The organism is Pseudomonas sp. Irchel s3h9 (genome assembly GCF_900187475.1).
GTDB classification, from domain to species: Bacteria; Pseudomonadota; Gammaproteobacteria; order Pseudomonadales; family Pseudomonadaceae; genus Aquipseudomonas; species Aquipseudomonas neuropathica.
This window is the reverse complement of the sequence record NZ_FYDH01000021.1, coordinates 43,999-69,554: the sequence shown is the minus strand read 5'-3', so window position 1 is coordinate 69,554 and position 25,556 is coordinate 43,999. Positions and strand designations below refer to the sequence as shown.

Sequence of the window (25,556 nt, the reverse complement as noted above, 5' to 3'; positions counted from 1 at the left end):
TGATGTTTCGCATCCTGTTTCGCCTGTATCTGGTGACGATCGTCTCCTACAGCGCGGCGATCTATCTGGTGCCGGATCTGGTGGTCATGGCGTTCCGGGATCGCTTCGTCACTTACAACCTCGATTATTCGCGCGGTCTGCAATCGCTGATTACCCGTCAGTTTCACGCCGTGCCGCACGAGCAGTGGCCGGCGCTGGCGGCGTCGATGGACAAGGATTTCCAGCCGCTGCACATCGCCCTCGCGCGGATCGACGATGCCGGGTTCACCGCTCTCGAGCAGCAACGCCTGCGCCGTGGTGAAAACGTCGTACGCATTGGCGACTGGGGCTGGCGCACGTTGGCGGTGACGCCGCTGGACGACACCACCGCCGTGCAAATGGTCGTGCCGCCGGATCCGCTGGACGTCAATCTGTTGTACTGGAGCATCAACGTCCTGATCGGCGCGAGTCTGCTCGCCTGCCTGTTGATGTGGCTGCGCCCGCATTGGCGTGATCTGGAACGCCTCAAAGGCACTGCCGAACGCTTCGGTAAAGGTCACTTGAGCGAGCGCACAAAGATCGCCCAGAGCTCCAACATCGGCAGCCTCGCCAATGTTTTCGACACCATGGCGGGCGATATCGAAAACCTGCTCAATCAGCAGCGTGACCTGCTCAACGCCGTGTCCCATGAACTGCGTACGCCACTGACTCGTCTGGATTTCGGCCTGGCTCTCGCCCTGTCCGATGACTTGCCGAGCGCCAGCCGCGAGCGCTTGTTGGGCCTGGTCGCGCACATTCGTGAGCTGGATGAGTTGGTACTGGAATTGCTCTCTTACAGCCGTTTGCAGAACCCGGCGCAACTGCCGGAGCAGGTCGAGGTGTCGCTGGATGAGTTCATCGACAGCATTCTGGGCAGTGTCGATGAAGAGCTGGAGTCGCCGGAGATCGTCATCGATGTGTTGCTGCACGGTCAGCTCGAACGCTTCTCGCTCGATCCACGCCTGACCGCGCGGGCGATCCAGAACCTGCTGCGCAATGCCATGCGCTATTGCGAAAAACGCATTCAGATTGGCGTGCAGGTCAATGCCGAGGGCTGTGAGATCTGGGTCGATGATGACGGCATCGGTATTCCCGATGATGAGCGAGAGCGGATTTTCGAGCCGTTCTATCGACTTGATCGCAGTCGGGATCGGGCTACGGGTGGGTTTGGTCTTGGTCTGGCGATCAGCCGTCGCGCGCTGGAAGCACAGGGCGGCACACTGACCGTTGAGTCTTCACCGTTGGGCGGGGCACGTTTCCGGCTGTGGTTGCCCAATAACGCCTGAGCTTCATGACGCTGAAAATCTGCCTTTGGGAGCGAGCTTGCTCGCGAAAGCGTCGGGTCAGTCAACGCATACTTGGCTGACATACCGCCTTCGCGAGCAGGCTCGCTCCTACAGGGAATTGCGTTGTTCAGACCAGCTCTGTGGATTGAATCAACCCGACCCCGGCACTTTGCATCCGCTCAATCGCTGCCGCCAGTGATCCATTCAGATCGATCGCCCGGCACGCATCCATCACCACATAAGTATTGAACCCCGCCGCCCGCGCATCCAGCGCCGAAAACATCACGCAGAAATCCAGCGCCAGCCCCACCATGTAGACCGTATCGATCCCGCGCTCTTTCAGGTAGCCGGACAGCCCCGTGGTGGTATGACGATCGGCCTCCAGAAAGGCCGAATAGCTGTCGATATCCGGATTGCAGCCCTTACGAATGATCAGTTGGGCGTGAGGCAGGTCAAGTTCCCGGTGAAATTCGGCTCCCGGTGTCGATTGCACACAATGGTCGGGCCAGAGCGTCTGCTTGCCATAAGGCAACTGGATGACATCGTAGGGCTGGTGCCCGGGATGACTGGACGCGAATGAGGCGTGACCGGTCGGATGCCAGTCCTGTGCGACGACAACCTGGGTGAACTGGCGGGCGAGCCGGTTGATCAGCGGCACAATCAGGTCTCCTTCGGGGACCGCTAATCGACCGCCGGGGGTGAAGTCGTTTTGAACGTCGATCACCAGTAAGGCAGAACGAGATGAATCTGGCATCGTGGAGGCATCCTCGGAAAAAATACGCGCTGAGCATAGTGCAGGAACTAGCTGGTGATTAAGCGGCTTTTTAACAGTTTTGCCTTGTCTTCCAGCGCTATCGGGGCGTCGTGTCCGATCAGCATCCAGGCGTGTTCACGTTCAGTCCAATACACCACGTTCATCTCACGCCGACGCTCATGGGCCAACGGCTGACTGCCGCTGTTCGAGCGGGTCACACACAGCGCCAATGGCCCATGTTTCGCATCCAGATAAACGATCTGCGCAATCGGTACGCCGTCGTACTCCAGCATCTGCGCCCGTTTGAATTCGGCATCAGGCAGCTTCAAAGTGGCTGGCGAAAGGTTCAGGCCCAGGCGCGCATCGACGGTGCGCAGTTGCACGCGTTGGGAGGCTTCGTCGGTGGGCAGGTGATCGAGCGTTTGCGGCACATACAGCGCCATGTAATCGCCCACCAATGCCCGCCAGTTGTTCGATTGCGCGGCGTGCCAGCCGAGGAATAACCGGTCGGCCAACACGCCACCGGCCAACAGCGCAGCGGCGGCGCCACCGATAAACCAGCGGCGATTGAAGCCCGGAGGCTGCGGCGCTGGAATGGCGTCCAGCCGCGCTTGCAGACGCTCCAGCGGGGCCTGTTGCGCCAGCTCGTCATAGGCGTTCTTGTACGGCAGGTTGCTGCGGCTGAGCCATTGCACGCGCAGACTCAGCAGTGAGTCTTCGGCAATGGCGTTGTCGAGTTGATGGCGATAGTCGCCGTCGAGTTCGCCGTCGAGGTAGGCGACCAGTTGCTCATCCGAAGGTGGGTTCATGATCGGTCTCCTTCGGTGGATTTCGGCACGGTCTGCAGCGGTGGGTATTCAGCGAGTTTGAGGCGGGCGGTGGCCAGACGGCTCATGACCGTGCCGATCGGCACTTGCAGGATTTCAGCGACTTCGCGGTAGGACAAGCCTTCGACATAGGCCAAATACACTGTTTCGCGCTGGGTTTCCGGCAGCGCGTCGACGCGGCGAATCACTTGCGCGGCCATCACATGCGTTTGTGCGGCGTACTCACCATCGAACGCCAGTTGACCATCGGCATCGACCTGCCCCGTCCCCTGACGCACGCGACGAGCGCGTACTTCATTGAGCCAGATCGAATGCAGAATGCTCAGCAACCAGCGATCCATGCGCGTACCGTCGAGGTATTGACCGGCGCGCTCCAGCGCTCGCACACACGTGGCCTGCACCAGATCCTCGGCCAAATGCCGATTGCGCGACAGCAACAAACCGTAGCGCCACAATCGCGCCAGATGCTGTCCGAGTTCTGCTCTGAATGCCTGATCGTTGACGATGATGGCGGCCCTTATAAGTGTTCAGGTTTTCGATGAGTCGTTGATGGCTTCGGCCAGGTCCTGGTATTCCTCGCAGGACGTGCCGCAAATCGATTGGATCTGCCGCAACTGCTCCTGCGCCAGATCGACGCGACCTTTGATCACATAGGCCTCACCGAGGTATTCGCGCACTTGCGCGTACTGCGGATCGAGTTTCACCGATTGCAGGTAATAACCGATGCCCTCGTCAGTGCGCCCTAGCTTGCGCGTGGCGTAACCGCGATAGTTGAGGGCCTTGGCGGTGTGCGGTTGCTTGAGCGTATCGAGCAGTGCCAGGGCTTCATCGTAGCGACCGGCCTTGGCGAGGCGATAGGCGTAATCGGTACGGTCGGCATCCGAAAGTGCTTTGCTGACTTGCATCACGCATTTCTGCGTTTTGCTGTCCCAGACCTGGCCTTTCGGGCATTCCGGTTTCTGCACCGGCGCTTCTTCATCACCATTGGCCAAGGCCAACTGGCTGGACATCGCGGCGACCAGCAGCAACGGGGCGGCGAACATAACGGAACGGATAGTCATGGGCAAGGCTCCACAGGGGGTTATGTTTCACTTTGAACACCACAGGGTGAATTTTTATTCATTGCTTTATCAGTGACTGTTCAAGGTAAGCGTAAATTCAAGCGCTATGCTCGGGAGCGTCTGCCGTCGATCCGATGTTTTGCCGTAAGGAGAGTTGCCATGACCGATCACGTCCATCATTCAGCCGCTGCCGGCTACAAAAGCGCTGCCGACACCTATGTGAAAGGGCGGCCGGACTATCCGCCGCAGGTGACTGAGTGGCTGAATGTAACGCTGGGTCTGGACAGGCATAAAACCGTGATCGATCTGGGCGCCGGCACCGGAAAATTCACCGGGCGTCTGGTAGCGACCGGCGCGCAAGTGATCGCCGTAGAACCGGTGGCGCAGATGCTGGAAAAGCTGTCTGACGCCTGGCCCGATGTGCTGACCGTAAGCGGCACCGCGACCGATCTGCCGTTGCCGGACGCTTCAGTCGATGCGGTGATTTGCGCGCAAGCGTTTCACTGGTTTGCCAGTGCCGAGGCGCTGAGCGAAATCGCCCGGGTGCTCAAGCCCGGTGGCAAGTTGGGGTTGATCTGGAACCTGCGCGACACCGACGTCAGTTGGGTGCCGAAACTGGATGCCATCGTCAACGCACTGGAAGGGGACACGCCGCGCTATTACACCGGTGCCTGGCGCGAAGCGTTTCCGCACCCGGCGTTCGCGCCATTGCAGGTTGAGCGGTTTCACCATGGCCATACCGGCTCGCCGGAAGACGTGATCTTCAATCGAGTGCGCTCGACCAGTTTCATCGCCGCGCTGCCGGAGGCGCAGCGGGCGAAGGTCGATCAGCAGATTCGTGCGTTAATCGCCACAGAGCCGGAACTGCGTGGCAGGGATGTGGTGACGGTGCCGTATGAAACGGCGGCGTTCGTCGCCGTAAAAAAGGGCTGAATGCCACGACATTCCAGTGTAGGAGTGAGCCTGCTCGCGATAGCGGAGTGTCAGTTACCTCATTTTTGGCTGACACTCCGCTATCGCGAGCAGGCTCACTCCTACAGGGTTTTCAGGTGTTCATAGTATCTGGCTGCACTTTGCCACCGCCTTCCGTCGTTCGCGAACCCCACGCACCACCAGATACAACAACGGCCCGATCGATACGAAAACCGCCGTCAACAACAAATAAGGCAGCACCGACCAAATCGACTGCCCACGCGACCGGGCATCCTTGACCATCCACACGCCCGCCAGCGTGGCCAGCAGATACAGATCAATCACCACCTGCGCGGTATCGGGCCGCGACATCAGGCTGATGCCAAAGTCGATCAACGACTGTTCAGCCTGGAGCATCACCGAAACGGTGTAACCGCTAAACGCGAGCAAAGCCGCGAGGGGCAGGGCGATCGACATCATGCATTCCTTCCGTGGTGTGATGAGAGAGTCGCCAGACTAACGCTGCCGCGCAAAATTGGCCATTGACTCGGCAATAGCGCACAGGCTAATTTCCAGCCCATGACTTCGACTGTATCGCGCTGCCAGCCAATGATTATTACCGCCATTCCTCATTTGGCGGGCTAGCTCACGACTGCAGCACCCAACCCGCCCTAGAGGCGGGTTTTTACTTTCTGTCTCCGGGGTTTTTGAAGTGTGGCTCATGTAGGAGCTGCCGAAGGCTCGGGCCGCGATCGGACGATCTTTTGATCTTGTTTTTGATTTAGAAAAACCAAAGTCAAAAGATCGCAGCCTTCGGCAGCTCCTACAGGGACCGTGTGAAATTCTGCCAAGGAGATGTTCATGAGTTACACATACGATCAGCAAACCCTGCTTGAGCACTACGTGAAAAAGATCCTCGCCGCGCCAGTGTACGACCTCGCGGTGCGCACGCCTTTGCAAGCGGCACCGGCGCTGTCGGAGGCGCTGGGCAACCGGATTCTGCTCAAGCGCGAAGACCTGCAACCGACGTTCTCTTTCAAGATCCGTGGCGCCTACAACAAACTGGTGCAGCTCAGTGAAGAGCAAAAGGCGCGCGGGGTAATCACCGCCTCGGCCGGCAATCACGCGCAAGGAGTGGCATTGGCAGCACGCGAGCTGGGGATTGCGGCGACCATCGTCATGCCAGCGACAACGCCGGAACTGAAAGTGCTGGGTGTGCGCAGTCGTGGCGCTGAAGCGCTGCTGCATGGCGAGAGTTTCCCGTTCGCCCTGGCGCATGCGCTGCAACTGGCAGAACAGAGCGGACGCACCTTCGTGTCACCGTTCGATGACCCTGAGGTGATCGCCGGGCAGGGCACCGTGGCGATGGAAATCCTCCGCCAGCATCAAGGTTCGCTGGATGCGATTTTTATCCCGGTGGGCGGTGGCGGCCTGATCGCCGGCATCGCGGCCTACGTCAAATACCTGCGCCCGGAAGTGCGGATCATCGGCGTTGAATCGGAACATTCAGCGTGCCTGAAGGCTGCGCTCGAAGCTGATCAACGCGTCGTGCTGCCCACTGTGGGGACGTTCGCCGATGGCGTGGCGGTAGCGCAGATCGGCGCGTTCGGGTTTGAGGTCTGCCGCTTTTGCGTCGACGAGGTGATCACCGTCAGCAACGACGACCTCTGCGCAGCGATCAAGAATATCTACGACGATACCCGCTCGATCACCGAACCTTCCGGCGCGCTGGCCGTGGCGGGGATCAAGCAATACGTCGCGCGGACCGGGGTGCGCGAGCAGACATTCGTGGCGATCGACTCGGGCGCGAATATCAACTTCGACAGCCTGCGCCATGTCGCCGAGCGCGCCGCAGTCTGCAGCGTCTCGGCGTGAAGCGGCTTACGGCAGCAACGGGCGCAGGAAGCTGCGCTCGTAGCTGACGATGAACTTTTTCTCGACCAGACTGGCGACCAGTGCGGTGCTTTCCGGGTCAGTCATCGCGATGTGCCGATAGCTTTCGTAATCCGCCAGTGACGGAAAACTGAACAGGCAATAAGCGATGTTGCTCGCGCCTTCGGACGGCAGAAAGTAGCCGTGATGCGTGCCGCCCAAGCGCTCGACGATGCCGAGCCAGGCCTTGGCGTAGGCCTCGAACTCAGGCAGTTGGTACGGATCAATGACGTATCGGACGTGGCAGGTAATCAAGCAACGCACTCCTTGTTCTGATTATTCCTGCAGGGCTGTACCGACTTTTTCCGACGCCGACCAGATGCGATAACGCACTTCGACGTCCGACGGCGCATACACCACGACCGGCAACTTGCTGTTGTACCGCAGCATGAAACCGTCACCAACGACCGGCACGAAGGCGCGTTTCTTCTGGCTGCCGGGCGGGCAGGCCATCATCGTGCTCATCGGGCCGATGACCTTTTCCAGTCGATAGAACGGATAACCCCAGCCTTCAAGATTCTTCTCATCGAGAACACCGCCCAAACGCTGGCGATTGCAGTCCACTTCAAGGGTTTTGCCGGCGAGGATTTCCACCTGGAAGTTTTCTTCCTGCTCTTGCTTGGGCAAATGAATAACCTGGCGGGTGAACCCGGCTTCAGCCTTCGGGTACGGCGCGACGTCTTCAAGCTTGGCGGCGTGGGCGAGGGTGGACAGGCTGGCGATGAACAGCCCGGTGGTCGCGTAAACGCGTAAAGAACCCATGGAAGCCTCCGTGCGGGTGTAGGGTGGATAACGGGCATTCTTACCGTCATGGGCCGTGATTGCAAACCAGCGTCGAGTTGCAAATTGCAGTACCCGCCGAGGCCATTCTTGCAAATTGCAAGTAGCCAAATACTGGCGCCGCCGCCAAGTGCTTGATTTCATGAGGGTGAAAATGAACCGATGAAAGGCACGCTTTATGCGTCTTTTCAGTGCGGCGCACCGGCCTTGGGCGCCTACACTCCAATGGGCATTTCGCAGTACCACCGCTTGTCGCACCAGGGAAACAGCGGGGACACACCCGTGCAGGGGCAGCAACGGTCAGCGTGAATACTTGATTGGCATCTCACAGTAAGGAGAGGGTTTCGCCATGTTTCTGTCTGCCTTGGAACTACGCAATATCATTGAAAGCAGTTTTCTGCCGAAACGCTGCCAGTGCACGCTGTCGCCGGACTTGTCGATGACCGTCAAGGTTTTCGGCGATCACCAGACCGATCAAGTCGATCTGTTGGTCAGTGGCATCGACGCCAGCCACCTCAATGGCTGTCGTGAAATCAACGAACTGATCGCCGGGCTGCGCTCGGATCTGAACCAGCAAACTGTGCAACATCACTACAGCCCACGCTCCAGAGTCGTTTAACGCACCGTTTCACCCAGTTCGACCGTCACGCGCCGGGCCTGCACAAAACCAAGGCCCAGCGCGAACTCGACCAGCACCGCGAGCAAAATCCCGGGGCCGGCATGGCCGTTCAGCCATTCCGCAAAACCCAGCACCGCCAAACCAAAACAACCGACGATAAACCCGTTGCTCAGCGCATTGCGCCCCAGCGACGGCGGTGCGTTGCGCACCAGATAAAACATCACCCCCAACGCCGCAAACAGCACCGCACTGCGCCGCGCGACAAACCCTGCAGCGTCGGAATACTCGATGCTCCAGATCGCCAGCAGGCTCTGCGGGAAAACGCCCCAGGCCAGCGCCAGCAAAAAACACAACGAACACGTGAAGCCCGACAACGTGCGAAACGACAACTGCATGGCGAATCCTTGCGGCAGTGAGGAGGGCTCCGAGCATAACCGCCGAAACTCCCCACGCCTACCGCAAACCCGCAAATCAGACGTTTCTGTCAGTTCTGGAAGTTGCACGCGTCAGACAATTTCCGGTAGCTGATTTCTTCAGGCTTACCGGCATTGTCGATGTACTTCATATCGGCCGTGACCACTTTGCACAGTTGCGTTGGCGGCTCGGTCAACGACACCACTTTGGCCACATGCAGCGGCATGCCGTACTCATACGGCACGGCTTTGGACGTGGCGGAAGTGTCGTTGGCCTGGGCCAACCCGGCGAACGCGGTGCAGGCGAGGGCGGCGGCGAGCAATAAAGGACGAATGTTCATGAATTGACTCCCGTGTGGCGGTTCTAGAGTTCGGCGTGATGCACCCGAACCTGCCGCACTGGGCGACAGCCAGAATGGCTGAGGGCGTGCGGTTCAGTAGAGTTTTTGACCTCGGCGTTAAGGGATGGTTAACCGAGCTGAACGCCGGCTGTCAGGGAGTGAGGTGGTTTTCTTCGGGATGTTTGGCGAATTCCTACAAAGGCTGGTGCCTTGTCTGCTTTCGGCGGCTGGAGCGGGGCGGTTATTGTCGGTTGCCGCTGCAAAATCAGTGGTTCGGGTTTGGTCACCTGAGAAAAGTTCATTGCATATGTGCCATCATTTGCATCGCTCGGATCTCACGATCCGTGAAGTGCATTGCTGTGGCGGCTGTGTGCAGGACGCCTTCGGGCGAGCTGAGTTTGAACTGTTCTCGGTTGACCAAGCCTGTACACGGCCGCCTCCCACCGTTTGGTCACGGCTATGGCGGTTACCTTCTAATACAGTTGAGTAACTCAGAATGCCAATAATTAAAATGCTACAAAACCGCTATCACCCCCTCAGCAGCAACGTCACCGAAACCCCGACACTGCTCATCGACACCCAAGCCAACCCGAAAGACATCCTCGAAGCCGCCGTCCAGCGCATCCGCGCCGCCGCCGACCTGCTCGAAACCCTGCATTGCCTGTGCTTCAAGCACGCCGACGTGCAGGACATTCCACACATCACCCATGCGCTTTACCTGTTGACGCAGGATGGCAATGAATTGCTGCAGGTCGCGCAGCAGCAAATGTTGAACTGGAAAGCGCCTGCTTGAGTTCACCCTCAAAAAAGCCTGCCGTCGAAAGAGGGCAGGCTGAGTGGTTTAGCGATGGATTCGAAAAGCTCATTGTGATTGCAGGCTGCGAGCGTATTCGACCAGATCTTTGGGGTAGACCATGTGATCGATTTTGCTGTCGTCGATTCCATAAAGAAAAGCAATTGCTCCGGCCTCTAGCGCCCAGTAACCAACATAACTTCCTTTTTCACCTTGCAAGTGAGTGTCATGCCACGGCGCTTGCTTAAATGCGGAATACCATTGTTTACAGTATTTATCCAGTAGTTCGGAGGCTTCCTCTTTGCTGTCAGAGTTTGTTGCCCGGATTAGGAATGTATAAACATCATGATACCATTGGTCTACATCGTGTCTGCCCGGTAGCACTTTTTTTAACAGATCTTCATATAATTTGTCATCGCCGGCAAAACCCCCATTGTCTGTGATATGAACGAAGCGTTTTAACAGGTCGGGGCGATGTAATAGTATACATAGACTTATAACTTGAACGAATTCTTCATATTGGTCGGGCCATTCCTCAATGGAAAGAGGAGAAATATTGGGAGATGCTTCGGAAATGGCGAGACTTTTCTGCCATGTTTCATATTTTTCAATAAGCTCTTCCAATAAAGGTGTCAGGCTCTCGATGTCTTCCCCTGCTGTATAAGAAGCGAAAATTTTATCAAGTAGGAGGTTTTGTAGGTGCCCTGCTCGTAGTGATGCCTCTTCCTCTGGGGAGTCTGATTCAAATTTGATTGTTTTGCATAGTTCAATAACCTCTTCATATTCCTTCAAGAAATTTCTGTAATGATTGTCGCTGTAAAATTTTTGCCGTTGTTTCATAATGGTTGTGTCTCTGGTGCGAGGAAACTAATCCACATGCTTTTGATTGGCGATTTTTTGCTTATTCGGTTGTACAATCTTCTTTAAAGTAGGCGGTAGTGCTCACGCTAGGTCTCACCACTGAGATTCTGCTCGCCAACTAGAACGACAAAACTAGCGTATTTGTGAATGCTTCGCTAGGCTATAAATTTTCTGAGCGCAGCTGATGAGTTCGGGCGTATTCGACGAGGTCTTTTGGGTAAACCATATGATCGATTTTGCTGTCGTCAATACCATACAGAAAGGCAACAGCGCCTGCTTCAAATGCCCAATACCCTACGTAGGTTCCTTCCTCTCCTTGAAGATGGGAGTCGTGCCAAGGTGCTTGCTTGAAGGCTCGATACCATTGCTGGCAGTATTTCTTAAGAAGTTTAGGCGGTTCGTCTTTGTCGTCGCTGTAGATCGCTTGGATAAGTAGTGTGTAGACGTCGTGATACCACTCATCTGTGTCGTACCGATGTGGCAAAGCTTTATTTAACAAGTCCTCATAAAGGGTGTCTTCACCTGCATACCCTGCGTCGTCAATAAGTTTCACAAAGCGTAGGAGCAGGTCAGTCCGATGTAAAAGTATGCAAAGACTGATGACTTGAACGGCTTCTTCGTACTGATTGGGCCAGTCATCGATTGCCAGAGGAGAAATGTTCGGCACGCCTAGATACTCGGCCAAAGTCTTTTGGCGAATTTCATATTTCTCTATCAGTTCTTCAAGTATAGGAATAAGTTTTTCTATACGCTCGCCTGCTGTATAGGTGGCAAATAGCTTTTCCAAAGTAAGCGTCTGGAAATATCTTGCGCGCTGAGATGCTTCTTCTAATGCGGAGTCTGATTTGAATTTGTTTGTTGAGAACAAATTTAGAAGCTCATCATATTCCCTGAGGAAATTTTCATAGCGTGCGGCGCTAAAGAGTGTCTGTCGTATGTTCATGAGTATTCTGCTCCAATCGAATGGCCACATTTCTGGCGTATTCGACCACGTCCTTTGGATAAATCATGTCATCTATTTTGCTATCGTCTATCCCATATAAAAATGCGATAGCTCCTGCTTCTATAGCCCAGTACCCTACGTAATTGCCATCTTCGCCCTGTAAGTGCGAATCGTGCCATGGAGCTTGCTTAAAAGCGGGGTACCATTGACTACAGTATTTTTTCAGAAGTCTCGCTGCTTTCTTTTCGCTGTCTGCGTAGATAGCCTGTACTAAAGGCGAATAGACGTCGTGATACCACTGATCTATATCGTGTCTGCCAGGTAAAATCTTGCAAAGCAAATCTTCATAGAGTGTATCGGTGCCTTCGTAACCGGCATTATCGATCAAGGTAACAAAACGCTTAAGCAGATCTGTGCGATTTAATAGGATGCAAAATCCTATGACTTGAACGCATTCTTCATATTGATAGGGATAATCACTAATTGCTAATGGTGATATGTCAGGGCTCTTTTCATATTGTGCTAGTTTGACTTGCCATTCTTCATACTTGGACACTAGATCTTCAAGTATCGGAATAAGCGCGGGAACTGCTTCTCCTGCTGTGTAAGTCGCTAAAAGCTTGTCCAGGGAAAGCCTTTGAAAAAATCTAGAGCGAAGCATTTCTTCTTCTTCGGAAGAATCTGATTTGAATGTTCTAGTGCGGTAAAAATCTATAGCATCGTCATATGTTTTCAGGAAGATGCTGTAATGATTTTTGCTATAAAAATTCTGTCTTTTCATTATGGTTAGTTCGAAGGGGGATCGGTTTGATCGAACCGTGCATACCAACGAATTGTGCTTTCTTCTCCAAAACAGTTTTCATGCCGAGAATATGTATGCAGTTGACTAGGTGTTGGTATGCGCAACGGTTTAAAAACGCGATTTACCGCTACATACACTGCCGGTAATGGTTCATCGATGGGGCCTAGATCCGGTAGTTCGCCGGCACGAATCACCAAGCCGTATTGGTATTTCAGCATTTATACATCGTTGCGACCGCTAAACGATTGACTTATAGCATCTATGCCGCCCAGTCGTTCCGTGAATCGATTGCCGATAACGGTATACCAATTGATTCCTTTGATATGGTCGAGAAGCTCTCGTTTGAAATTGGTCACTAACGAGTCAACTTCGAGTCCCGTGTAACGCTGAGCTAGTTGGAATTCCATGGGCATATAGCTATCAAAATCGAAGGGCAAAATACTCGAAAGCCCGCCATATCCATGTTCCGCTTTAACTTGGTCGGCCAAGTAACCTATCCAGTCCCGATAACGGGTAGCCCCATCGGGTTCTTTCAAGATGCTCCATGGCAGCGTCATCTTCAGAAATGAGCGTTTTTTATCACCATGTACTTCAAAAGAGTTTAACGCAGATAGACTATATTCGCCGGCCTCATTGGCTGTAGCGGCACTGCTGATATGCCACTCGTATTGTTCGTTTGGGGCCGTCTTGAGAATTTTGGAAGTTTTTTTATCGAAGCTCGCATCAGTTAGTTTTTTGTAGCGGTGATCAAACTGTCCTTTAAGGTGCTGACCAAATTCTTCCTCGAAACGTGCGAAACACTGCATGACAGCCTGCTTGCACTGCAACGTGTAACCGTCCTTGAAGTACAAGGTAACGATCAAACCGAGTCTTACCACCGAGGTTCCATCCGGTAACTCGAACGATAAGTCTGGCGCATTTTCTGAAAGCTTCTCGAGTCTATTCATTTTCTGAGCGCAGTTGATAATTTCTGGCGTATTCGACCAAGTCCTTTGGATAAACCATGTGATCGATTTTGCTGTCATCTATCCCATATAAAAATGCGATAGCTGCTGCCTCGAACGCCCAGTACCCGACATAGTTACCACCCTCTCCTTGTAAATGAGTATCGTGCCAAGGAGCCTGTTTAAAGGCTGGGTACCATTGTTGACAATATTTTTTTAGAAGTTTTGACGACTCTTCTTTGTTGTTAATGTATAGGGCTTGTACAAGTGGTGTGTATACGTCGTGATACCAACGATCGACGTTGTGGCGGTTTGGCAGAACTTTTTTCAATAAGCCTTCGTAAAGAGTGTCATCACCAGCATATCCTGCTTGGTCAATGAGTTTTACGAAGCGAAGTAATAAGTTTGTTCGGTTTAACAAGATACAGAGACTGATTACTTGAACGGCTTCCTCGTATTGATCCGGCCAGTCATCTAATGCCAATGGTGATATTTTTGGTGTTTTTTCATATACGGCTAGAGTTTTTTGACGGATCTCGTATTTTTCTATTAGATCCTCCAACAGAGGGAAGAAGTCCTCTATGTTTTCTCCTGCGGTATAGCTGGCAAGTAATCTGTCAAGAGCTAGAGTTTGAAAAAAAGCTGAGCGAAGTGATGCTTCTTCCTCGGGAGTGTCGGATTTGAATTTGTTACTCTTGAAGAACTCGATTACTTCGTCGTGTTCTCTTAAGAAGTTTTTATAATGGTTTTCGCTAAAATAAGCTTGTCTTATTTTCATATTGGCCAGTCTCATCTTGAGCGAGTCTGATGCAAAGTGTTTATAGTGTATGGTGACTTATGTGGAGGCGTATTTACTATTTGGATTGCAGGGGTTGTAATAGTGTGTCATGAGAATTTCGCTCAGAACTGTCGGCCGAGTTCTGAGCGGGTAGAAAGCAAATTTATTCTTCGCCTGACCAATACCAAATAGTTTCGCCCCATTTGGAATCACCGAAACTCGGCATCGTTTCACCTTGAATGAAGTGACGCCTTGAGTTGGCCTGTGCCGGAGTGAACCAATAACCAGTAATGCTGCAGGGCTGGCCAGCATCTATACGAGAAATCTGGGAATTATTAGTCGGTTGATAATTTCTGGCATATTTCACTAGGTCTTTTGGATAAACCATGTGACTGATTTTGCTGTCATCTATTCCATACAGGAATGCAATAGCTCCGGCTTCTATAGCCCAATACCCCACGTAGTTCCCATTTTCTCCTTGCAAATGCAAGTCATGCCATGGGGCTTGTTTGAAAGCGGGGTACCATTCGCTGCAGTATTTTTTTAGAAGCTTGGAAGCTTCCTCTTTGCTATCTGCGTAGATGGCTTGAACTAACGGAGTGTAGATGTCATGAAACCACTGATCTACATCTTGTCTGTTCGGTAATAATTTGATGAGTAAATCTTCATACAAAGTGTCGCTACCAGCATAACCTGCGTCATCCAGTAATTTGACAAAGCGTTTAAGAAGGTCGGTGCGATGCAGTAATACACAAAATCCTATAACTTGCACACACTCTTCGTACTGGTAAGGCCAATCATCAATTGCCAGTGGTGATATTTCAGGAATGTTTTCGTATATTTCAAGTGTTGCCTGACGGATTTCATATTTTTCAATCAGATCATCTAGAAGTGGTATTAATGAAAAAATTTCTTCGCCCGCAGTATAAGCAGCCAGAAGTCTGTCGAGCGCAAGCTTTTGCAGGTGTCTAGAGCGAAGAGCTGCCTCTTCTTCAGGGGAGTCTGATTCAAAAGTATTTGTTTTTAAGAACTCGATTACTTCATCATGTTCTCTTTGGAAGTTTTTATAATGATTTTCGCTAAAAAAGGTTTGTCTTTTGTTCATTTTGATCACGCCTCAATTTTCAGAGAACTCAGTGCGCCGTATTTTCGGGCCAAGGATTTCTTGCGTTTGTTTACAAAAGCTTTCACTTCGTGATCAGAATAATGAAAGGCTTTGTGATTTTGGTGCGTTCCTTCGTCCGAATTTCCTAACTGTGCAGCGGCGTGTTCCTTTGGACTCAAGCTGGTGTGGAAAAGCGGTGCGTAGAAAAGATGTCTGCTATGCGAACTCATTACCTGAATTGCAAGACTCCTTCCTTGAACAGCTCTTTCAATGTTCTCGTCGATCCATTCGCGACTCATTTGAACTAGTAGAGGTTTTTTCCTCTTAGTAGAGTCTTCATTTTTCGAAGCTGTTTTATTCTTTTTACCGCTCACTACCGGTTTGCTGTTTTTACTTTGGGCAGCCGTTTCGATTTGCTCTACAGGTTCGATCAGATCACTGGGGTCAGCGATACCCGAGACACCCAATTTCGAACTGATGCCGGGTTTTCGGATGTTATTAGGTTTACGCATGAATTTAGGCGCATCTTCATCACGGCTTGCCTTAGCTTCCACGATGGCAAATTTCTTACCTTCGTTATTTGCCGGATTAGCGCGCCACACAGCATCGATGCCTGTTCCGTTCGCACCATCCGTTAGTTTGTACAGTACGTGGCTAGCCTTAGGACTTCCACCTGCGGAAAGTTTCCCCAACTTACTGGCACTAGGTTCACCCTCAAGCCACTTCCCATCAGCACCCTTGTCATGCCCGTCCCAATCCTTGCCCCAGCCAAACTCCACTGCACAGATGTAGTCCGCAATGTGTTCGCCACTCACTCCCAAACCTTCGTTCAAAATGCTGGAAGGGGCCTGAAGGCCCATTTTCGAGGCTTCGACCTGATTGGAGTGGGTACCACTGGCGCCTTCGGTACCTTTCGCTGCGACCGAGGAGTCTTTGTTGGCGGGTTTTTCCGCTCTTTTCGGGTGGCTGGAGCCGGAGCCGGCTGCCGAGCTATTGCGCTGCATGCCTTTCCATTTCACCAGTCGCTTTTCAACGATCCCGACCATGGCCGGCATGTTGTCGCGGGAGGAGGCGAGGACGGTGACGACGGAGGTTTTTGCCCAGTTGGGCAGGCTCTGGAACGTCGAGGAGCCTTTGACGCCGGTGATGATTTCATCGAGTTCGCCGCGTAGCTTGCCAGCGTTGAATATCTGCTTGAGCAGTTCTTCGGGGCTGGTTTTGATTCCGCACTCTTGCAGGACGAAGCGGAGCAGGTCGAACAGTACCGGGGCATAGCGCTGCGGGTCTTTATTGACGATGCGCAGGCTTTTTTTCAGGCCGTCGCCGGGGCCTGGAATCCAGCCGATGACGGCCATCAGCAGGTCAAACTGTGCGTCTTCCTTGCCATCGGTCGACTCTGCGTTGTAGAGGACGATCGCGGATTCAATGGTGTCGTAGGCATCGATGGCTTGCCCCAGGAACGGCACTGCGCCTAGCGCGATGCCTTTTGCCAGCTCAACGGCGGCTTCTTGATAGGCGGCGCTACGGTCTTCGCCGCCGTCGTTTGCGCTCTCAGCTACTGCCTCGCTCATGTCAGCCTCCCTGCGGCTTTCTCCACTAATGCTTGTAAATCAACCTGGTTCGGGTCCAGGCCGAGCTTGCGTAAATCTTCGTTAACTTTTTCGTCCGAGTTCTGCACCACCGCGACACTTTCGCGGCTGAACGGCCGTGGATCCTCGCCGTAATAGACTTTGGCCGGTCCTTTCGGCACGTCTTCCAACCGGGCGAAGCCGTCATCGTCCAGCACGCCTTCACGGGTCGAACCATCGGCAAAATCAACGCGATAAGACGCGCCCGGCACCGGTTCCAGATTGTCGTAGTGCAAATTCAACTCAAGCCAAGTCGGGTTGGCCTTGGCTTTTTCCATCAGCCTTCCGGCGATGTCTGCCGCTGCCAACCCCGGAATCAACGGCACCAAAATCCCGATCCCGGTGCCCACGCCAGGCGCGCCGCCGGTATTGACCTTCACTTCTGCGCCGCTGATGGTCACGCCGCCGGCGTCGACCTTGACGAAACTGCCGCCAGCCTTGGCGGTGAGTTCCATGCCGGCGTCTATCACGACCTTGTCGCCGGCGTGGTAGTGGATTTCGCTGCCGGCTTCGACGAATTGAGCGGTGCCGATTTTTACGTGCTGGGTCACGCCGACGGTCAGGTGCTCGTCGGCGCGCATTTCGCTGATGCGGTCCAGATGGGTGATGCGGTGTTCTTCAACCTTGAATTCGCTCAGCGTGTTGGCTTCGACGGTGTCGTGCCGTTCGTTGCCGACGCGGATTTTCTGGTCGTGCTCGATGTTTTCGTCCCAATCGCGTTGGGCGTGGATGTAGATCTGCTCGACGCCTTTTTTGTCTTCGATACGGAATTCGTTGTAGCCCTTGCCGCCCGGTGAACTCAGGGTTTTGAAGGTGCTGCGGGTCTTGTTGGCCGGCAGGTCGTAGGGGACGACGTTTTCCTTGTGGTACAGGCAACCCGTGACCAGCGGCTGGTCGGGATCGCCTTCAAGGAAGGTAACGAGGACTTCCATGCCGATGCGTGGGATGGCGATGCCGCCGTAGGCTGCGCCGGCCCAGCCGCTGGCGACGCGCATCCAGCAGGTGGTTTTATCGTTGGACTGGCCGTCGCGGTCCCAGTGGAATTGCACTTTGATGCGGCCGTATTGGTCGCAGTGGATTTCTTCGCCTGCCGGGCCGGTGACGACGGCGGTCTGGCTGCCGAGGACTTTTGGTTTCGGGTGTTCAAGGGCAGGGCGGTAGTGCGCATCCCACGGGGTGGCGAGAAAGCTGTTGCGGTAGCCCTGGTGGAAATCGCTTTTGTTGGCGGTGACGTCGCTGGTGACGTTTTCGCCGAGGACTTGCGGTTGTTTGCCTTCGTGGAAGACTTCCAGCAGCAGCCACAGGTCGTTCCATTCGGCGCGCGGGTGTTCGGCGAGCGTGAGGAAATGGCCGCTGGTGAGGGTTGGTTCGTCACCTTTGCCTTCGGCGAGTTTGTAGTCGCTGCGATGGCGTTCCAGCGCGCGGGTGGAAAGGAACTTGCCGCGCTCGCGGGTGGTGAAACGGCCGGGGTAGTCGTAGTCTTCGAGGTCCGGGGCAAAGGTGCTTTTCGCGGTGCCTTCGGGGAGGATCTGCGGTTTTTCGAAGTCGTAGTCGCGGCGGCTGACGCGGGTGGTGCGGGTTTCCAGACGCAGGTTGAAGCGCTTGATCACCGGTTTGTCGGCGGCCATGCCGGAGTCTTGCTGGTAGCTCACCGGTTTCAGCTTACGGAACACGGTCTGGTCGTCGCCGAACACCAGTTTGTGGCCGCTGCTGCTGTGCTGGAAGTGGAAGTGAATGCCTTCTTCCTCGCACAGGCGCTGGATGAAATGCAGGTCGGATTCGTCGTACTGCACGCAGTACTCGCGTTCCGGGTATTCGGCGTTGAGCTGGAAGCTGTAGGCGTCGGCAAGAATGCCGCGATCTTCCAGGACCTGAGCGATGATCTTCGGCACGGTCAATTGCTGGAAAATCTGCTGATCGTGGTTGTGCCGCAGGTAGGCCAGTTGTGGCACCAGGCTGAGGCTGTAACGGGTCAGGGTCTTGCCGGAGTCGCCTTGCTCGATGCGATAGACCAGACCGTGGATCTTGCCTTCGCCGGTCGGGCCGAAGGTCAGGACGCCGGGCTTGTGCAACAGCTCTTCGAGTTTGAGGTCGGGGCGGGCGCTGACGAGTTCGAGGTCGAAACGGAACGGTTCGTTGAGGGCTTCGCGACCGGTGAAGCTGAGGACTTGCAGGTCGGCGTTGGCGCCTTCAAGCGTGAGGGTAATGTGGGTTGCGTTGGCGTCCAGCATGCCTTGAATTCCGTCCATTGAATAAGCAGGTGACGGATGATGGAGGATTCAGCCGCCTCGTTCAAGGCACAAAAGCCGTAGGTCTGGCAGGTTTGCGGTATAGGGAAAACCCTTAGATGAGGTGTTTGGCCCAATGAAACCGGGTGTTTGCTGCGAATTGGCGTTCATTGCCGGCAACTTTTCCCACGACCCGGCGTTGAAGAATCCTCAGTCAGATTCAGACTAAAGTCGCCTGTAGCCCGTCAAAGCCATCTGCCATCATTGCCGCTCACCCCTGCGTGTTCACTTTCTCCTGGTTCAATTCGACCCGGGACGGGAGCTATTTTTCTGGCTTGTTGCGCGCTTGCGCAAACGCTGCATTGTTGGAGTTTTTCATGCGTCCCCCATTTCCCCTCATCACCCCGCGCCAGTCGTTTGGCTTCGGAGCCTTTGTGCTGTGCGCAGGTTTTACCGCACAGGTTCAGGCCAGCGGATTTTTTGAAGACACCACGGCGAAGATCGAATCGCGCACGGTGTACTTCAACCGCGATTTCCGTGATGGGCACACCACGAACGATCAGGGCGCCTCCAAGCGTGAAGAGTCGGCACAGGGCTTTATTCTCAACCTGCAATCGGGCTACACCGAGGGCACGGTGGGTTTTGGTATCGATGCGCTGGGCATGCTCGGCTTTCAACTCGATTCCAGCCCGGACCGCAGCAACAGCGGCTTGCTGCCCTCCAGCGGCAACGACCCGCGCGGCTCGAAAGGCCAATACGCAAAAATGGGTCTAACCGCCAAGGTCAAGGTCTCGGACACGGTGCTGAAGTACGGCGCGCTGCTGCCGGATCTGCCGTTGCTGAAATACAACGACGGACGTTTGCTGCCGACCATGTTCAATGGCGCCATGCTCACCTCTAAAGAGCTGAAAGACCTGACCTTCATGGCCGCGCGCCTGGACAAGTACACCGCGCGCGATTCCACCGATTCGCAAGACATCCGCGTGCACTGCAAGAACAAGCGCTACGCCTGCAACACCACCGCCGACCATTTCGACATGTACGGCTTCGACTACAAGATCAACGATCGCCTGACTGCGCAGTATCACTACGCCGAACTGGAAGACATCTATCGTCAGCACTTTGTTGGGCTGCTGGGTAATCAACCGTTAGGCGGCGGCGTGCTTAAAGCGGATCTGCGGGTGCTGAAAAGTGCCGACAGCGGTGATGCCAAGGCCGGTACCATCGATAACCGTGCGTTGAGCGGCATGTTGTCGTATGCGCACAGCGGCCACACGTTCAGCGCCGGTTGGCAGCGCATGAACGGCGACAACTCGATGCCGTACCTCGATGGCAGCAATCCGTATCTGGTCAACTACGTGCAGGTCAACGACTTCGCCGCCGCGCAGGAACGCTCGTGGCAGTTGCGTTATGACTATGACTTTAAAGCCATCGGCATTAATGGTTTGAGCTTCCTGACCCGCTATGTGAACGGTGATCACATCAAGGTGTTGGGCAGTGATCAGGAAGGCAAGGAGTGGGAACGCGACAGCGAGTTGAAGTATGTGATTCAGACGGGCACGTTCAAGGATGTGAGTTTGCGTTTGAGGAATGCTACGTATCGCACTAATTATGAGAAGTTTGCCCGGGATGTGGATGAGACCCGGTTGATTGTGAGTTATAGCTTTTCCGTGTTGTAAGGCGTGGAGTTGTAGCGTCTGATCGACTGCTTTCGCGAGCAGGCTCGCTCCCACATGGGTTCAATGCCGGACACAGCATCTGTGTTCACTGAAGATCTATTGTGGGAGCGAGCCTGCTCGCGAAGGCGTCCTTACAACCAATGCCAGAACCGGCTCCAGAACCCCCGATTCAAATCCTCTTTGCACCCGGCATATTGCCGCGCATACACGTCCGAACGGTTCTGCACTTTGCGCGCCGTCGGCATCAGCCAGGCTTTGCTCGCGTAAGTCTTGTTGCGGAACCCGCCCCAGCCTTCGTGGTAGTTGAGGTATTGGTTGTAGGCGTCGTACTTGTAGACGCCATTGATCGAATAGGTCTTGTCCATGTACCAGCCGACAAAGTCGATGGCGTCGTCGAAGTCTTCGCGGTCGGCGCCGCTGCGGCCGGTGCTTTTCTGGTAATCGGCCCACACTTCATCTTTGGCTTGCGCATAACCCGAGGCGGTTGAGACGCGGCCCCACGGGATTACCCAGAGCAAGTATTTGCGCGGAGTCTTGGCGTCGTAGCGGTAGCCGGATTCCTGATACATGATCGCGAAGGGCACCTGAATCGGTACGCCCCAGCGTTTTTGCGTGACTTGCGCAGCGTCGTACCAGTCGCTTTTTTCGCGGAAGATTTCGCAGATGTCTTCCGGCGAACGGGGCGGCGAGGTGCCGCACCCGCTCAGTAGCGTTGCCAGTGTCAGTAGTCCAAGCGTCTGCCTGTAATTCAAAAGCCGTTATCCCGTCGTGCGCAAAAAGGCCGATAGTCTACGCGCTCAGTTCAATTGATGACGATAGGGCAGATCCGGGCCAGTCTTACTGCAGGTCAGCGCGGCGGCTTGAACGGCGAACCTGAGCATGGCGTCGACCTGCTCGCGAGCGAGTTGCTGCACGCCTTCGACCGAGTCCAGACCGTGCTCGGTCAGCCAAGTGATCAAAGCAGCCTGGAAGGTGTCACCGGCGCCAACGGTGTCGGCGATCTTCACTGAGGCCGCCGGCACCGACCAGTTGCCATGGCGGCGGCTGAACACACTGGCACCGTCGCCGCCACGAGTGAGGAAGACGATCTGGCAGCGATGTTCGAGCCAGCCTTCGATCACCCGTTGCGGGTCTTGTTCGGGGTAGAGCAGGCTCAAGTCTTCGTCGCTGACCTTGATCAGATCCGCCAGTGGCACCAGCGTCGCGATGCGTTCGCGCCACAGGTCGATATTCGGCTGGGGATTGAGGCGCACGTTCGGGTCGAGGGTGATCAGGCGTTTGCCACTTTCACGCTGTACCAGTGTCAGCAAGGTATCGCCGATCGGTTGCACCACCAGCGAGAACGAGCCGATATGCAAGCCGCGAACATCCGGCCCCAGCGCCGGCAGATGCGCCAGACTCAACTGCCGGTCCGCGCAGCCTTCACCGCGAAAGCTGTAGTGCGGCGAGCCATTGGCACCGACGGCGACCATGGCCAGCGTGGTCGGTGCGGCGAAATCCACCAGATAGTCCGGGCGCACACCTTCATCCTGCAGCACTCGCTGCAAGCGGCGGCCGAGGTAGTCGGTGGACAGCCCGCCAAACAAGGCTGAGTCCACGCCCAAGCGGCGCAAACCGACGGCGACGTTGAACGGCGAGCCGCCAGCAATCGCCTTGAAATTTACCTTCGAGGCCAGACCGCTGGCGTCGTCTTCACTGAAAAAATCAAACAGGGCTTCGCCACACACCAAATACATAATTGTTTGCTCTTTATAGGGTTGCGACATGCTGTTGATAGCGTTCATAGGCCTGCTGGAACGCCGCGACGTTGGCGGCAATCGGCAGGGTTTCACTGCTTGAGTCGAGTTTCACGCAGCGCTGGCACAGATCGGCGAGGGTATCTTCGTGGCCGTTCGACCAGGATTTGCACCACGCCGCTTGAATCGCTGCGCCCAAGGCTGCGGCTTCACTTTGTTCGGTACAGATCACCGGGGTGTTCATGATGTCGGCGACGATCTGCCGCCACACCGCACTTTTCGAACCGCCGCCGATCAGGCAAATGCTGCGGCTTTGTAAACCATTCTGGCGGAGCAAATCCAGCCCGTAGCGCAATCCGAAGGTGGTGCCTTCGACGGCGGCGCGGCACAGATTGGCCTGGGTCAGGTTGTCCAGCGTCAAGCCGTGCAGGCTGCCGGTGGCGTGGGGCAAGGCGGGCACCCGTTCACCGTTGAGGAATGGCAGCATGCTCACGCCGTCAGCGCCGATGGGAGCCTGGGCGACGAGGTCGTTGAACTGTTGCAGGTCGAGGTCGAACAGCTCGCGGATCGCGCCGGTGGCGTTGGTCAGGTTCATCGTGCAGATCAGCGGCAACCATCCGCCGCTGGACGAGCAGAACGTCGCGACCGAGGCGTCCGGGCTGACTTTTGGTACCTCGGAATAGGCGTAGACCGTGCCGGAAGAGCCGAGGCTCATGGTGATCGCGCCGGGCTGAATGTTGCCGGTGCCGATGGCGCCCATCATGTTGTCGCCGCCACCGCTCGATACCAACGCCTTGGGGTTGATGCCGAGGTGTTCGGCGATGGCCGGGAGGAGGGTGCCGACCGATTGATGTGCATCGATCAGCTCAGGCAATGCGGCTTGCAGGCGTCCGCTGGCGTCGATGTCGCGCAGCAATTGCAAGTCCCATTGGCGGGTGCGCACGTTGAAATAGCCGGTGCCGGAGGCATCTCCGTATTCGCTGCAGGCGCGGCCGGTCAGCCAGAAGTTCAGGTAGTCGTGCGGCAGCAAAATGCGTGCGATGCGTGAGAACACCACGGGGTGCTGTTCTTTGGTCCAGAGCAGTTTCGACACCGTGTAGCCCGGCGCGATGACCACGCCGAGGCGTTCCAGCGAGCCTTTTTCACCGCCCAGATGAGTGAGCAGACGCTCGTTTTCGGCGCTGGTTTCGGTGTCGCACCAGAGCTTGGCCGGGCGCAGCACTTCACCTTGATCATCGAGCAGGACCAGACCGTGCTGCTGGCCGGAGACGCCGATGCCGAGGATCGCCTGACCGTCGACATTCGCCGCCAGCAATGCCTGGCGGGTAGCGATGGCGAAGGCGTCCAGCCATTGCTGGGTGTCTTGTTCGCGGCGACCGTTGGCGCCGCTGATCATCGTGTGGGCGGCGGCGCCCTGGCCGAGGACTTGAGCGCTGACGGCGTCGAGGATGATGGCTTTGGTGCCTTGGGTGCCGCAGTCGATGCCTAGGAAGAGTTGTTGTTTTGTCATTAGCACTCCAGGACCGCTCGTTCCCACGCTCTGCGTGGGAATGCCTCATTGGACGCTCTGCGTCTGCTGTTGGATGGGACGCGGAGCGTCCCGGGCTGCATTCCCACGCAGAGCGTGGGAACGATCAGGCTGCGAGAATCTTTTCCAGCGTCCGCGTCACACCCTCTTCACGCAAGCTGTCGCAGCACCACTCAAACGCCGCGACAAACTCCGCCGAACGCGGTATCGCCGTGCCGAAAATCTCTTCGACCGCCAACAACCGCTGAGTGATTAAAGCATCGTCCGCCACCAACGCCTGACAAAACGCCGCGCGCGGATCAGGAATCGAATAGGTGTCGCCATTCTCATCCACCCCCTTCAAATACAACGCCCACGCCGCCACCACCAACGCCGCTCGCTTGGTTTCCTGCCCATCGGCAATCAAGCGGTTGATGGTAGGAATAGTGAACTTGGGAAACTTCGACGAGCCGTCCGAACACACTCGCTCCAACTGATCGGCAATCGCCTGATTGGAAAACCGCGCCACCAGCGTGTTTTTGTAATCCGTCAGATCAATGCCGGGCACCGGCGCCAGTTGCGGGGTCACGTCCAGATCCATATAAGCGCGCATGTAGCGCACGAACAGCGGGTCGTTCATGGTCTCGTGAACAAACCGGTAACCCTTCAAAAAGCCCAGATAGGTCAGCGCCAGGTGGCTGCCGTTGAGCAGTTTGATTTTCATCTCTTCGTAGGGCGAAACATCGTCGGTGAACTGCACACCGACCTTTTCCCACGCCGGGCGGCCATTGACGAATTTATCCTCCAGCACCCATTGCACAAACGGCTCGCAGACCACCGGCCAAGCATCGTCGACGCCGTGTTTATCGGCCAGTTGCAGGCGATGCGCGGTGCTGGTCATCGGCGTGATGCGGTCGACCATGGCGTTGGGGAAACTGACGTTGGCGTCGATCCAGCTGCACAGATTGCTGTTACGCAGAGTGGCAAAGGCCAGCAGCGCCTTGCGGGTCACGGCGCCGTTGTGCGGCAGGTTATCGCAGGACATCACGGTAAATGCCGGAATGCCCGCCGCGCGGCGTTTTTCCAGGGCTGCACACAAGAAGCCGAACACGGTTTTCGGGTCCTCTGGGTGGGCCAGGTCGTGTTGAATCTGTGGCAAGTGCGCCATGAACTCGCCGTTGCTGTCGTCGATGCAATAACCGCCCTCGGTGATGGTCAGCGAGACGATGCGGATTTGCGGATCGGCGAGTTTGTCGATCAATGCCTGAGCACCGTCCTCGGCCAGCAGCATGTCGCGAATCGCGCCGATCACGCGGACTTCGGTGTCGTCGCTGTCGCCGAGTTCGAACAGCGTGAACAGGTAATCCTGCTCCTTGAGATCGTCGCGGGCGCGGCGGTCTTCGGCGCGCAGGCCGACGCCGCAAATCGCCCAGTCGAGCGCTTCGCCGGTATTCATCAAGGCATCGGTGTAATACGCCTGATGTGCGCGATGGAAGCCGCCGACGCCGATGTGGGCGATGCCCTGGCGAGTGTCGCTGAGGCTGTAGGCCGGTAGTTGTACTTCGGCGGCCAGACGATGGAGATTCTGTTGGTTGAGTTTCATCGGGAA

General features: G+C 55.6%; 25 protein-coding genes and 2 pseudogenes. 6 read left to right on the top strand and 21 right to left on the bottom strand.

The features are described 5' to 3' along the window. Positions 1-2: 2 nt before the first annotated feature. A complete protein-coding gene (locus tag CKW26_RS27370) occupies positions 3-1,304 on the top strand; it encodes an ATP-binding protein (protein ID WP_095050884.1) in 1,302 nt (433 codons plus the stop codon). Between the two features lie 127 nt (positions 1,305-1,431). Here CKW26_RS27370 and pncA read toward each other — a convergent pair whose 3' ends face one another. The 4 genes from pncA to CKW26_RS27350 form a co-directional block, all read right to left on the bottom strand. After that, a complete protein-coding gene (pncA, locus tag CKW26_RS27365) occupies positions 1,432-2,058 on the bottom strand; it encodes a bifunctional nicotinamidase/pyrazinamidase (protein ID WP_095050883.1) in 627 nt (208 codons plus the stop codon). Between the two features lie 47 nt (positions 2,059-2,105). After that, positions 2,106-2,867, bottom strand: a complete 762-nt coding sequence (locus tag CKW26_RS27360) for an anti-sigma factor (protein ID WP_095050882.1) — start codon at positions 2,865-2,867, stop codon at positions 2,106-2,108. Next, complete coding sequence (locus CKW26_RS27355) at positions 2,864-3,349, bottom strand: RNA polymerase sigma factor (protein WP_371857763.1); 486 nt, start codon at positions 3,347-3,349, stop codon at positions 2,864-2,866. The genes CKW26_RS27360 and CKW26_RS27355 overlap by 4 nt, the downstream gene beginning before the upstream one ends. Before the next feature lie 63 nt (positions 3,350-3,412). Further along, the gene (locus tag CKW26_RS27350) at positions 3,413-3,946 is read right to left on the bottom strand and encodes a tetratricopeptide repeat protein (protein ID WP_095050880.1); all 534 of its coding nucleotides are present in this window, start codon (positions 3,944-3,946) and stop codon (positions 3,413-3,415) included. Between the two features lie 159 nt (positions 3,947-4,105). Here CKW26_RS27350 and CKW26_RS27345 point away from each other — a divergent pair, with 159 nt between their 5' ends. Then, positions 4,106-4,879, top strand: a complete 774-nt coding sequence (locus CKW26_RS27345; RefSeq protein WP_095050879.1) for a class I SAM-dependent methyltransferase — start codon at positions 4,106-4,108, stop codon at positions 4,877-4,879. Positions 4,880-4,999: 120 nt separating this feature from the next. Here the strand turns inward: CKW26_RS27345 and CKW26_RS27340 are convergent, their stop codons facing one another. Then, positions 5,000-5,338 (bottom strand): DUF2834 domain-containing protein, encoded by a 339-nt coding sequence (locus tag CKW26_RS27340; RefSeq protein WP_095050878.1) that lies wholly within the window; start codon positions 5,336-5,338, stop codon positions 5,000-5,002. Between the two features lie 375 nt (positions 5,339-5,713). On the opposite strand from CKW26_RS27340, the pseudogene ilvA reads away from it, so the two are divergent. Next, a pseudogene (gene ilvA, locus CKW26_RS27335) lies at positions 5,714-6,709 on the top strand (threonine ammonia-lyase, biosynthetic); the annotation flags it as partial. A 30-nt stretch (positions 6,710-6,739) separates the two neighbouring features. Here the strand turns inward: ilvA and CKW26_RS27330 are convergent. Both CKW26_RS27330 and eco read right to left on the bottom strand, forming a co-directional pair. Beyond that, positions 6,740-7,045 carry an NIPSNAP family protein gene (locus CKW26_RS27330; protein ID WP_064362707.1) on the bottom strand — a complete coding sequence of 102 codons (306 nt, stop codon included), beginning with the start codon at positions 7,043-7,045 and terminating at the stop codon, positions 6,740-6,742. A gap of 21 nt (positions 7,046-7,066) precedes the next feature. Continuing rightward, positions 7,067-7,552 carry a serine protease inhibitor ecotin gene (gene eco / locus CKW26_RS27325; protein WP_095050876.1) on the bottom strand — a complete coding sequence of 162 codons (486 nt, stop codon included), beginning with the start codon at positions 7,550-7,552 and terminating at the stop codon, positions 7,067-7,069. A 367-nt stretch (positions 7,553-7,919) separates the two neighbouring features. On the opposite strand from eco, the gene CKW26_RS27320 reads away from it, so the two are divergent. Beyond that, complete coding sequence (locus CKW26_RS27320; RefSeq protein ID WP_007912157.1) at positions 7,920-8,189, top strand: DUF1652 domain-containing protein; 270 nt, start codon at positions 7,920-7,922, stop codon at positions 8,187-8,189. Here the strand turns inward: CKW26_RS27320 and CKW26_RS27315 are convergent. Continuing rightward, positions 8,186-8,584 carry a hypothetical protein gene (locus CKW26_RS27315; RefSeq protein WP_095050875.1) on the bottom strand — a complete coding sequence of 133 codons (399 nt, stop codon included), beginning with the start codon at positions 8,582-8,584 and terminating at the stop codon, positions 8,186-8,188. The genes CKW26_RS27320 and CKW26_RS27315 overlap by 4 nt on opposite strands. A gap of 89 nt (positions 8,585-8,673) precedes the next feature. Next, positions 8,674-8,943, bottom strand: a complete 270-nt coding sequence (locus CKW26_RS27310) for a DUF2790 domain-containing protein (protein ID WP_095050874.1) — start codon at positions 8,941-8,943, stop codon at positions 8,674-8,676. A 496-nt stretch (positions 8,944-9,439) separates the two neighbouring features. Here CKW26_RS27310 and CKW26_RS27300 point away from each other — a divergent pair, with 496 nt between their 5' ends. Then, positions 9,440-9,736 (top strand): hypothetical protein, encoded by a 297-nt coding sequence (locus CKW26_RS27300; RefSeq protein WP_095050873.1) that lies wholly within the window; start codon positions 9,440-9,442, stop codon positions 9,734-9,736. Positions 9,737-9,805: 69 nt separating this feature from the next. On the opposite strand, the gene CKW26_RS27295 is transcribed toward CKW26_RS27300, so the two are convergent. The 8 genes and pseudogenes from CKW26_RS27295 to tssI form a co-directional block, all read right to left on the bottom strand. Then, positions 9,806-10,576: a PoNe immunity protein domain-containing protein gene (locus CKW26_RS27295; protein ID WP_095050872.1), complete on the bottom strand. Its 771-nt coding sequence runs from the start codon at positions 10,574-10,576 to the stop codon at positions 9,806-9,808. A gap of 181 nt (positions 10,577-10,757) precedes the next feature. Beyond that, positions 10,758-11,540: a PoNe immunity protein domain-containing protein gene (locus tag CKW26_RS27290; protein ID WP_095050871.1), complete on the bottom strand. Its 783-nt coding sequence runs from the start codon at positions 11,538-11,540 to the stop codon at positions 10,758-10,760. Beyond that, positions 11,515-12,321, bottom strand: a complete 807-nt coding sequence (locus CKW26_RS27285; RefSeq protein WP_095050870.1) for a PoNe immunity protein domain-containing protein — start codon at positions 12,319-12,321, stop codon at positions 11,515-11,517. The genes CKW26_RS27290 and CKW26_RS27285 overlap by 26 nt, the downstream gene beginning before the upstream one ends. A 5-nt stretch (positions 12,322-12,326) precedes the next feature. Beyond that, positions 12,327-13,148: pseudogene (locus tag CKW26_RS27280) on the bottom strand (type VI immunity family protein). A 133-nt stretch (positions 13,149-13,281) separates the two neighbouring features. Next, positions 13,282-14,064, bottom strand: coding sequence for a PoNe immunity protein domain-containing protein (locus CKW26_RS27275; protein ID WP_095050869.1), 783 nt, complete (start codon positions 14,062-14,064; stop codon positions 13,282-13,284). A gap of 163 nt (positions 14,065-14,227) precedes the next feature. Further along, positions 14,228-15,169 (bottom strand): PoNe immunity protein domain-containing protein, encoded by a 942-nt coding sequence (locus CKW26_RS27270; RefSeq protein WP_095050868.1) that lies wholly within the window; start codon positions 15,167-15,169, stop codon positions 14,228-14,230. Positions 15,170-15,174: 5 nt separating this feature from the next. Further along, positions 15,175-16,740, bottom strand: coding sequence for a hypothetical protein (locus CKW26_RS27265; RefSeq protein WP_095050867.1), 1,566 nt, complete (start codon positions 16,738-16,740; stop codon positions 15,175-15,177). Then, entirely contained in the window at positions 16,737-19,028 is a 2,292-nt protein-coding gene (gene tssI, locus CKW26_RS27260) for a type VI secretion system tip protein VgrG (protein ID WP_095050866.1), read from the bottom strand. Before tssI ends, CKW26_RS27265 begins: the two co-directional genes overlap by 4 nt. A gap of 374 nt (positions 19,029-19,402) precedes the next feature. On the opposite strand from tssI, the gene CKW26_RS27255 reads away from it, so the two are divergent. Continuing rightward, positions 19,403-20,704: an OprD family porin gene (locus CKW26_RS27255; RefSeq protein WP_095050865.1), complete on the top strand. Its 1,302-nt coding sequence runs from the start codon at positions 19,403-19,405 to the stop codon at positions 20,702-20,704. A 131-nt stretch (positions 20,705-20,835) separates the two neighbouring features. On the opposite strand, the gene CKW26_RS27250 is transcribed toward CKW26_RS27255, so the two are convergent. The 4 genes from CKW26_RS27250 to CKW26_RS27235 all read right to left on the bottom strand — a co-directional run bounded on the left by CKW26_RS27250 (position 20,836) and on the right by CKW26_RS27235 (position 25,550). Then, entirely contained in the window at positions 20,836-21,456 is a 621-nt protein-coding gene (locus CKW26_RS27250) for a hypothetical protein (RefSeq protein WP_007912129.1), read from the bottom strand. A 45-nt stretch (positions 21,457-21,501) separates the two neighbouring features. Beyond that, positions 21,502-22,440 carry a carbohydrate kinase gene (locus CKW26_RS27245; RefSeq protein WP_095050864.1) on the bottom strand — a complete coding sequence of 313 codons (939 nt, stop codon included), beginning with the start codon at positions 22,438-22,440 and terminating at the stop codon, positions 21,502-21,504. 13 nt (positions 22,441-22,453) lie between these two features. Further along, on the bottom strand, positions 22,454-23,950 hold the full coding sequence (xylB, locus tag CKW26_RS27240; protein WP_095050863.1) for a xylulokinase: 1,497 nt from the start codon (positions 23,948-23,950) through the stop codon (positions 22,454-22,456). A 124-nt stretch (positions 23,951-24,074) separates the two neighbouring features. Continuing rightward, a complete protein-coding gene (locus CKW26_RS27235) occupies positions 24,075-25,550 on the bottom strand; it encodes a mannitol dehydrogenase family protein (RefSeq protein ID WP_095050862.1) in 1,476 nt (491 codons plus the stop codon). Between the last annotated feature and the right edge of the window lie 6 nt (positions 25,551-25,556).

Excerpts from the sequence above, each read along its gene's own strand:
- CKW26_RS27370 (WP_095050884.1), top strand. The coding sequence starts at position 3 with ATGTTTCGCATCCTGTTTCGCCTGTATCTGGTGACGATCGTCTCCTAC.
- pncA (WP_095050883.1), bottom strand. The coding sequence starts at position 2,058 with ATGCCAGATTCATCTCGTTCTGCCTTACTGGTGATCGACGTTCAAAAC.
- CKW26_RS27360 (WP_095050882.1), bottom strand. The coding sequence starts at position 2,867 with ATGAACCCACCTTCGGATGAGCAACTGGTCGCCTACCTCGACGGCGAA.
- CKW26_RS27350 (WP_095050880.1), bottom strand. The coding sequence starts at position 3,946 with ATGACTATCCGTTCCGTTATGTTCGCCGCCCCGTTGCTGCTGGTCGCC.
- CKW26_RS27345 (WP_095050879.1), top strand. The coding sequence starts at position 4,106 with ATGACCGATCACGTCCATCATTCAGCCGCTGCCGGCTACAAAAGCGCT.
- CKW26_RS27340 (WP_095050878.1), bottom strand. The coding sequence starts at position 5,338 with ATGATGTCGATCGCCCTGCCCCTCGCGGCTTTGCTCGCGTTTAGCGGT.
- eco (WP_095050876.1), bottom strand. The coding sequence starts at position 7,552 with ATGGGTTCTTTACGCGTTTACGCGACCACCGGGCTGTTCATCGCCAGC.
- CKW26_RS27320 (WP_007912157.1), top strand. The coding sequence starts at position 7,920 with ATGTTTCTGTCTGCCTTGGAACTACGCAATATCATTGAAAGCAGTTTT.
- CKW26_RS27315 (WP_095050875.1), bottom strand. The coding sequence starts at position 8,584 with ATGCAGTTGTCGTTTCGCACGTTGTCGGGCTTCACGTGTTCGTTGTGT.
- CKW26_RS27310 (WP_095050874.1), bottom strand. The coding sequence starts at position 8,943 with ATGAACATTCGTCCTTTATTGCTCGCCGCCGCCCTCGCCTGCACCGCG.
- CKW26_RS27300 (WP_095050873.1), top strand. The coding sequence starts at position 9,440 with ATGCCAATAATTAAAATGCTACAAAACCGCTATCACCCCCTCAGCAGC.
- CKW26_RS27295 (WP_095050872.1), bottom strand. The coding sequence starts at position 10,576 with ATGAAACAACGGCAAAAATTTTACAGCGACAATCATTACAGAAATTTC.
- CKW26_RS27290 (WP_095050871.1), bottom strand. The coding sequence starts at position 11,540 with ATGAACATACGACAGACACTCTTTAGCGCCGCACGCTATGAAAATTTC.
- CKW26_RS27285 (WP_095050870.1), bottom strand. The coding sequence starts at position 12,321 with ATGAAAAGACAGAATTTTTATAGCAAAAATCATTACAGCATCTTCCTG.
- CKW26_RS27275 (WP_095050869.1), bottom strand. The coding sequence starts at position 14,064 with ATGAAAATAAGACAAGCTTATTTTAGCGAAAACCATTATAAAAACTTC.
- CKW26_RS27270 (WP_095050868.1), bottom strand. The coding sequence starts at position 15,169 with ATGAACAAAAGACAAACCTTTTTTAGCGAAAATCATTATAAAAACTTC.
- CKW26_RS27265 (WP_095050867.1), bottom strand. The coding sequence starts at position 16,740 with ATGAGCGAGGCAGTAGCTGAGAGCGCAAACGACGGCGGCGAAGACCGT.
- tssI (WP_095050866.1), bottom strand. The coding sequence starts at position 19,028 with ATGCTGGACGCCAACGCAACCCACATTACCCTCACGCTTGAAGGCGCC.
- CKW26_RS27255 (WP_095050865.1), top strand. The coding sequence starts at position 19,403 with ATGCGTCCCCCATTTCCCCTCATCACCCCGCGCCAGTCGTTTGGCTTC.
- CKW26_RS27245 (WP_095050864.1), bottom strand. The coding sequence starts at position 22,440 with ATGTATTTGGTGTGTGGCGAAGCCCTGTTTGATTTTTTCAGTGAAGAC.
- xylB (WP_095050863.1), bottom strand. The coding sequence starts at position 23,950 with ATGACAAAACAACAACTCTTCCTAGGCATCGACTGCGGCACCCAAGGC.
- CKW26_RS27235 (WP_095050862.1), bottom strand. The coding sequence starts at position 25,550 with ATGAAACTCAACCAACAGAATCTCCATCGTCTGGCCGCCGAAGTACAA.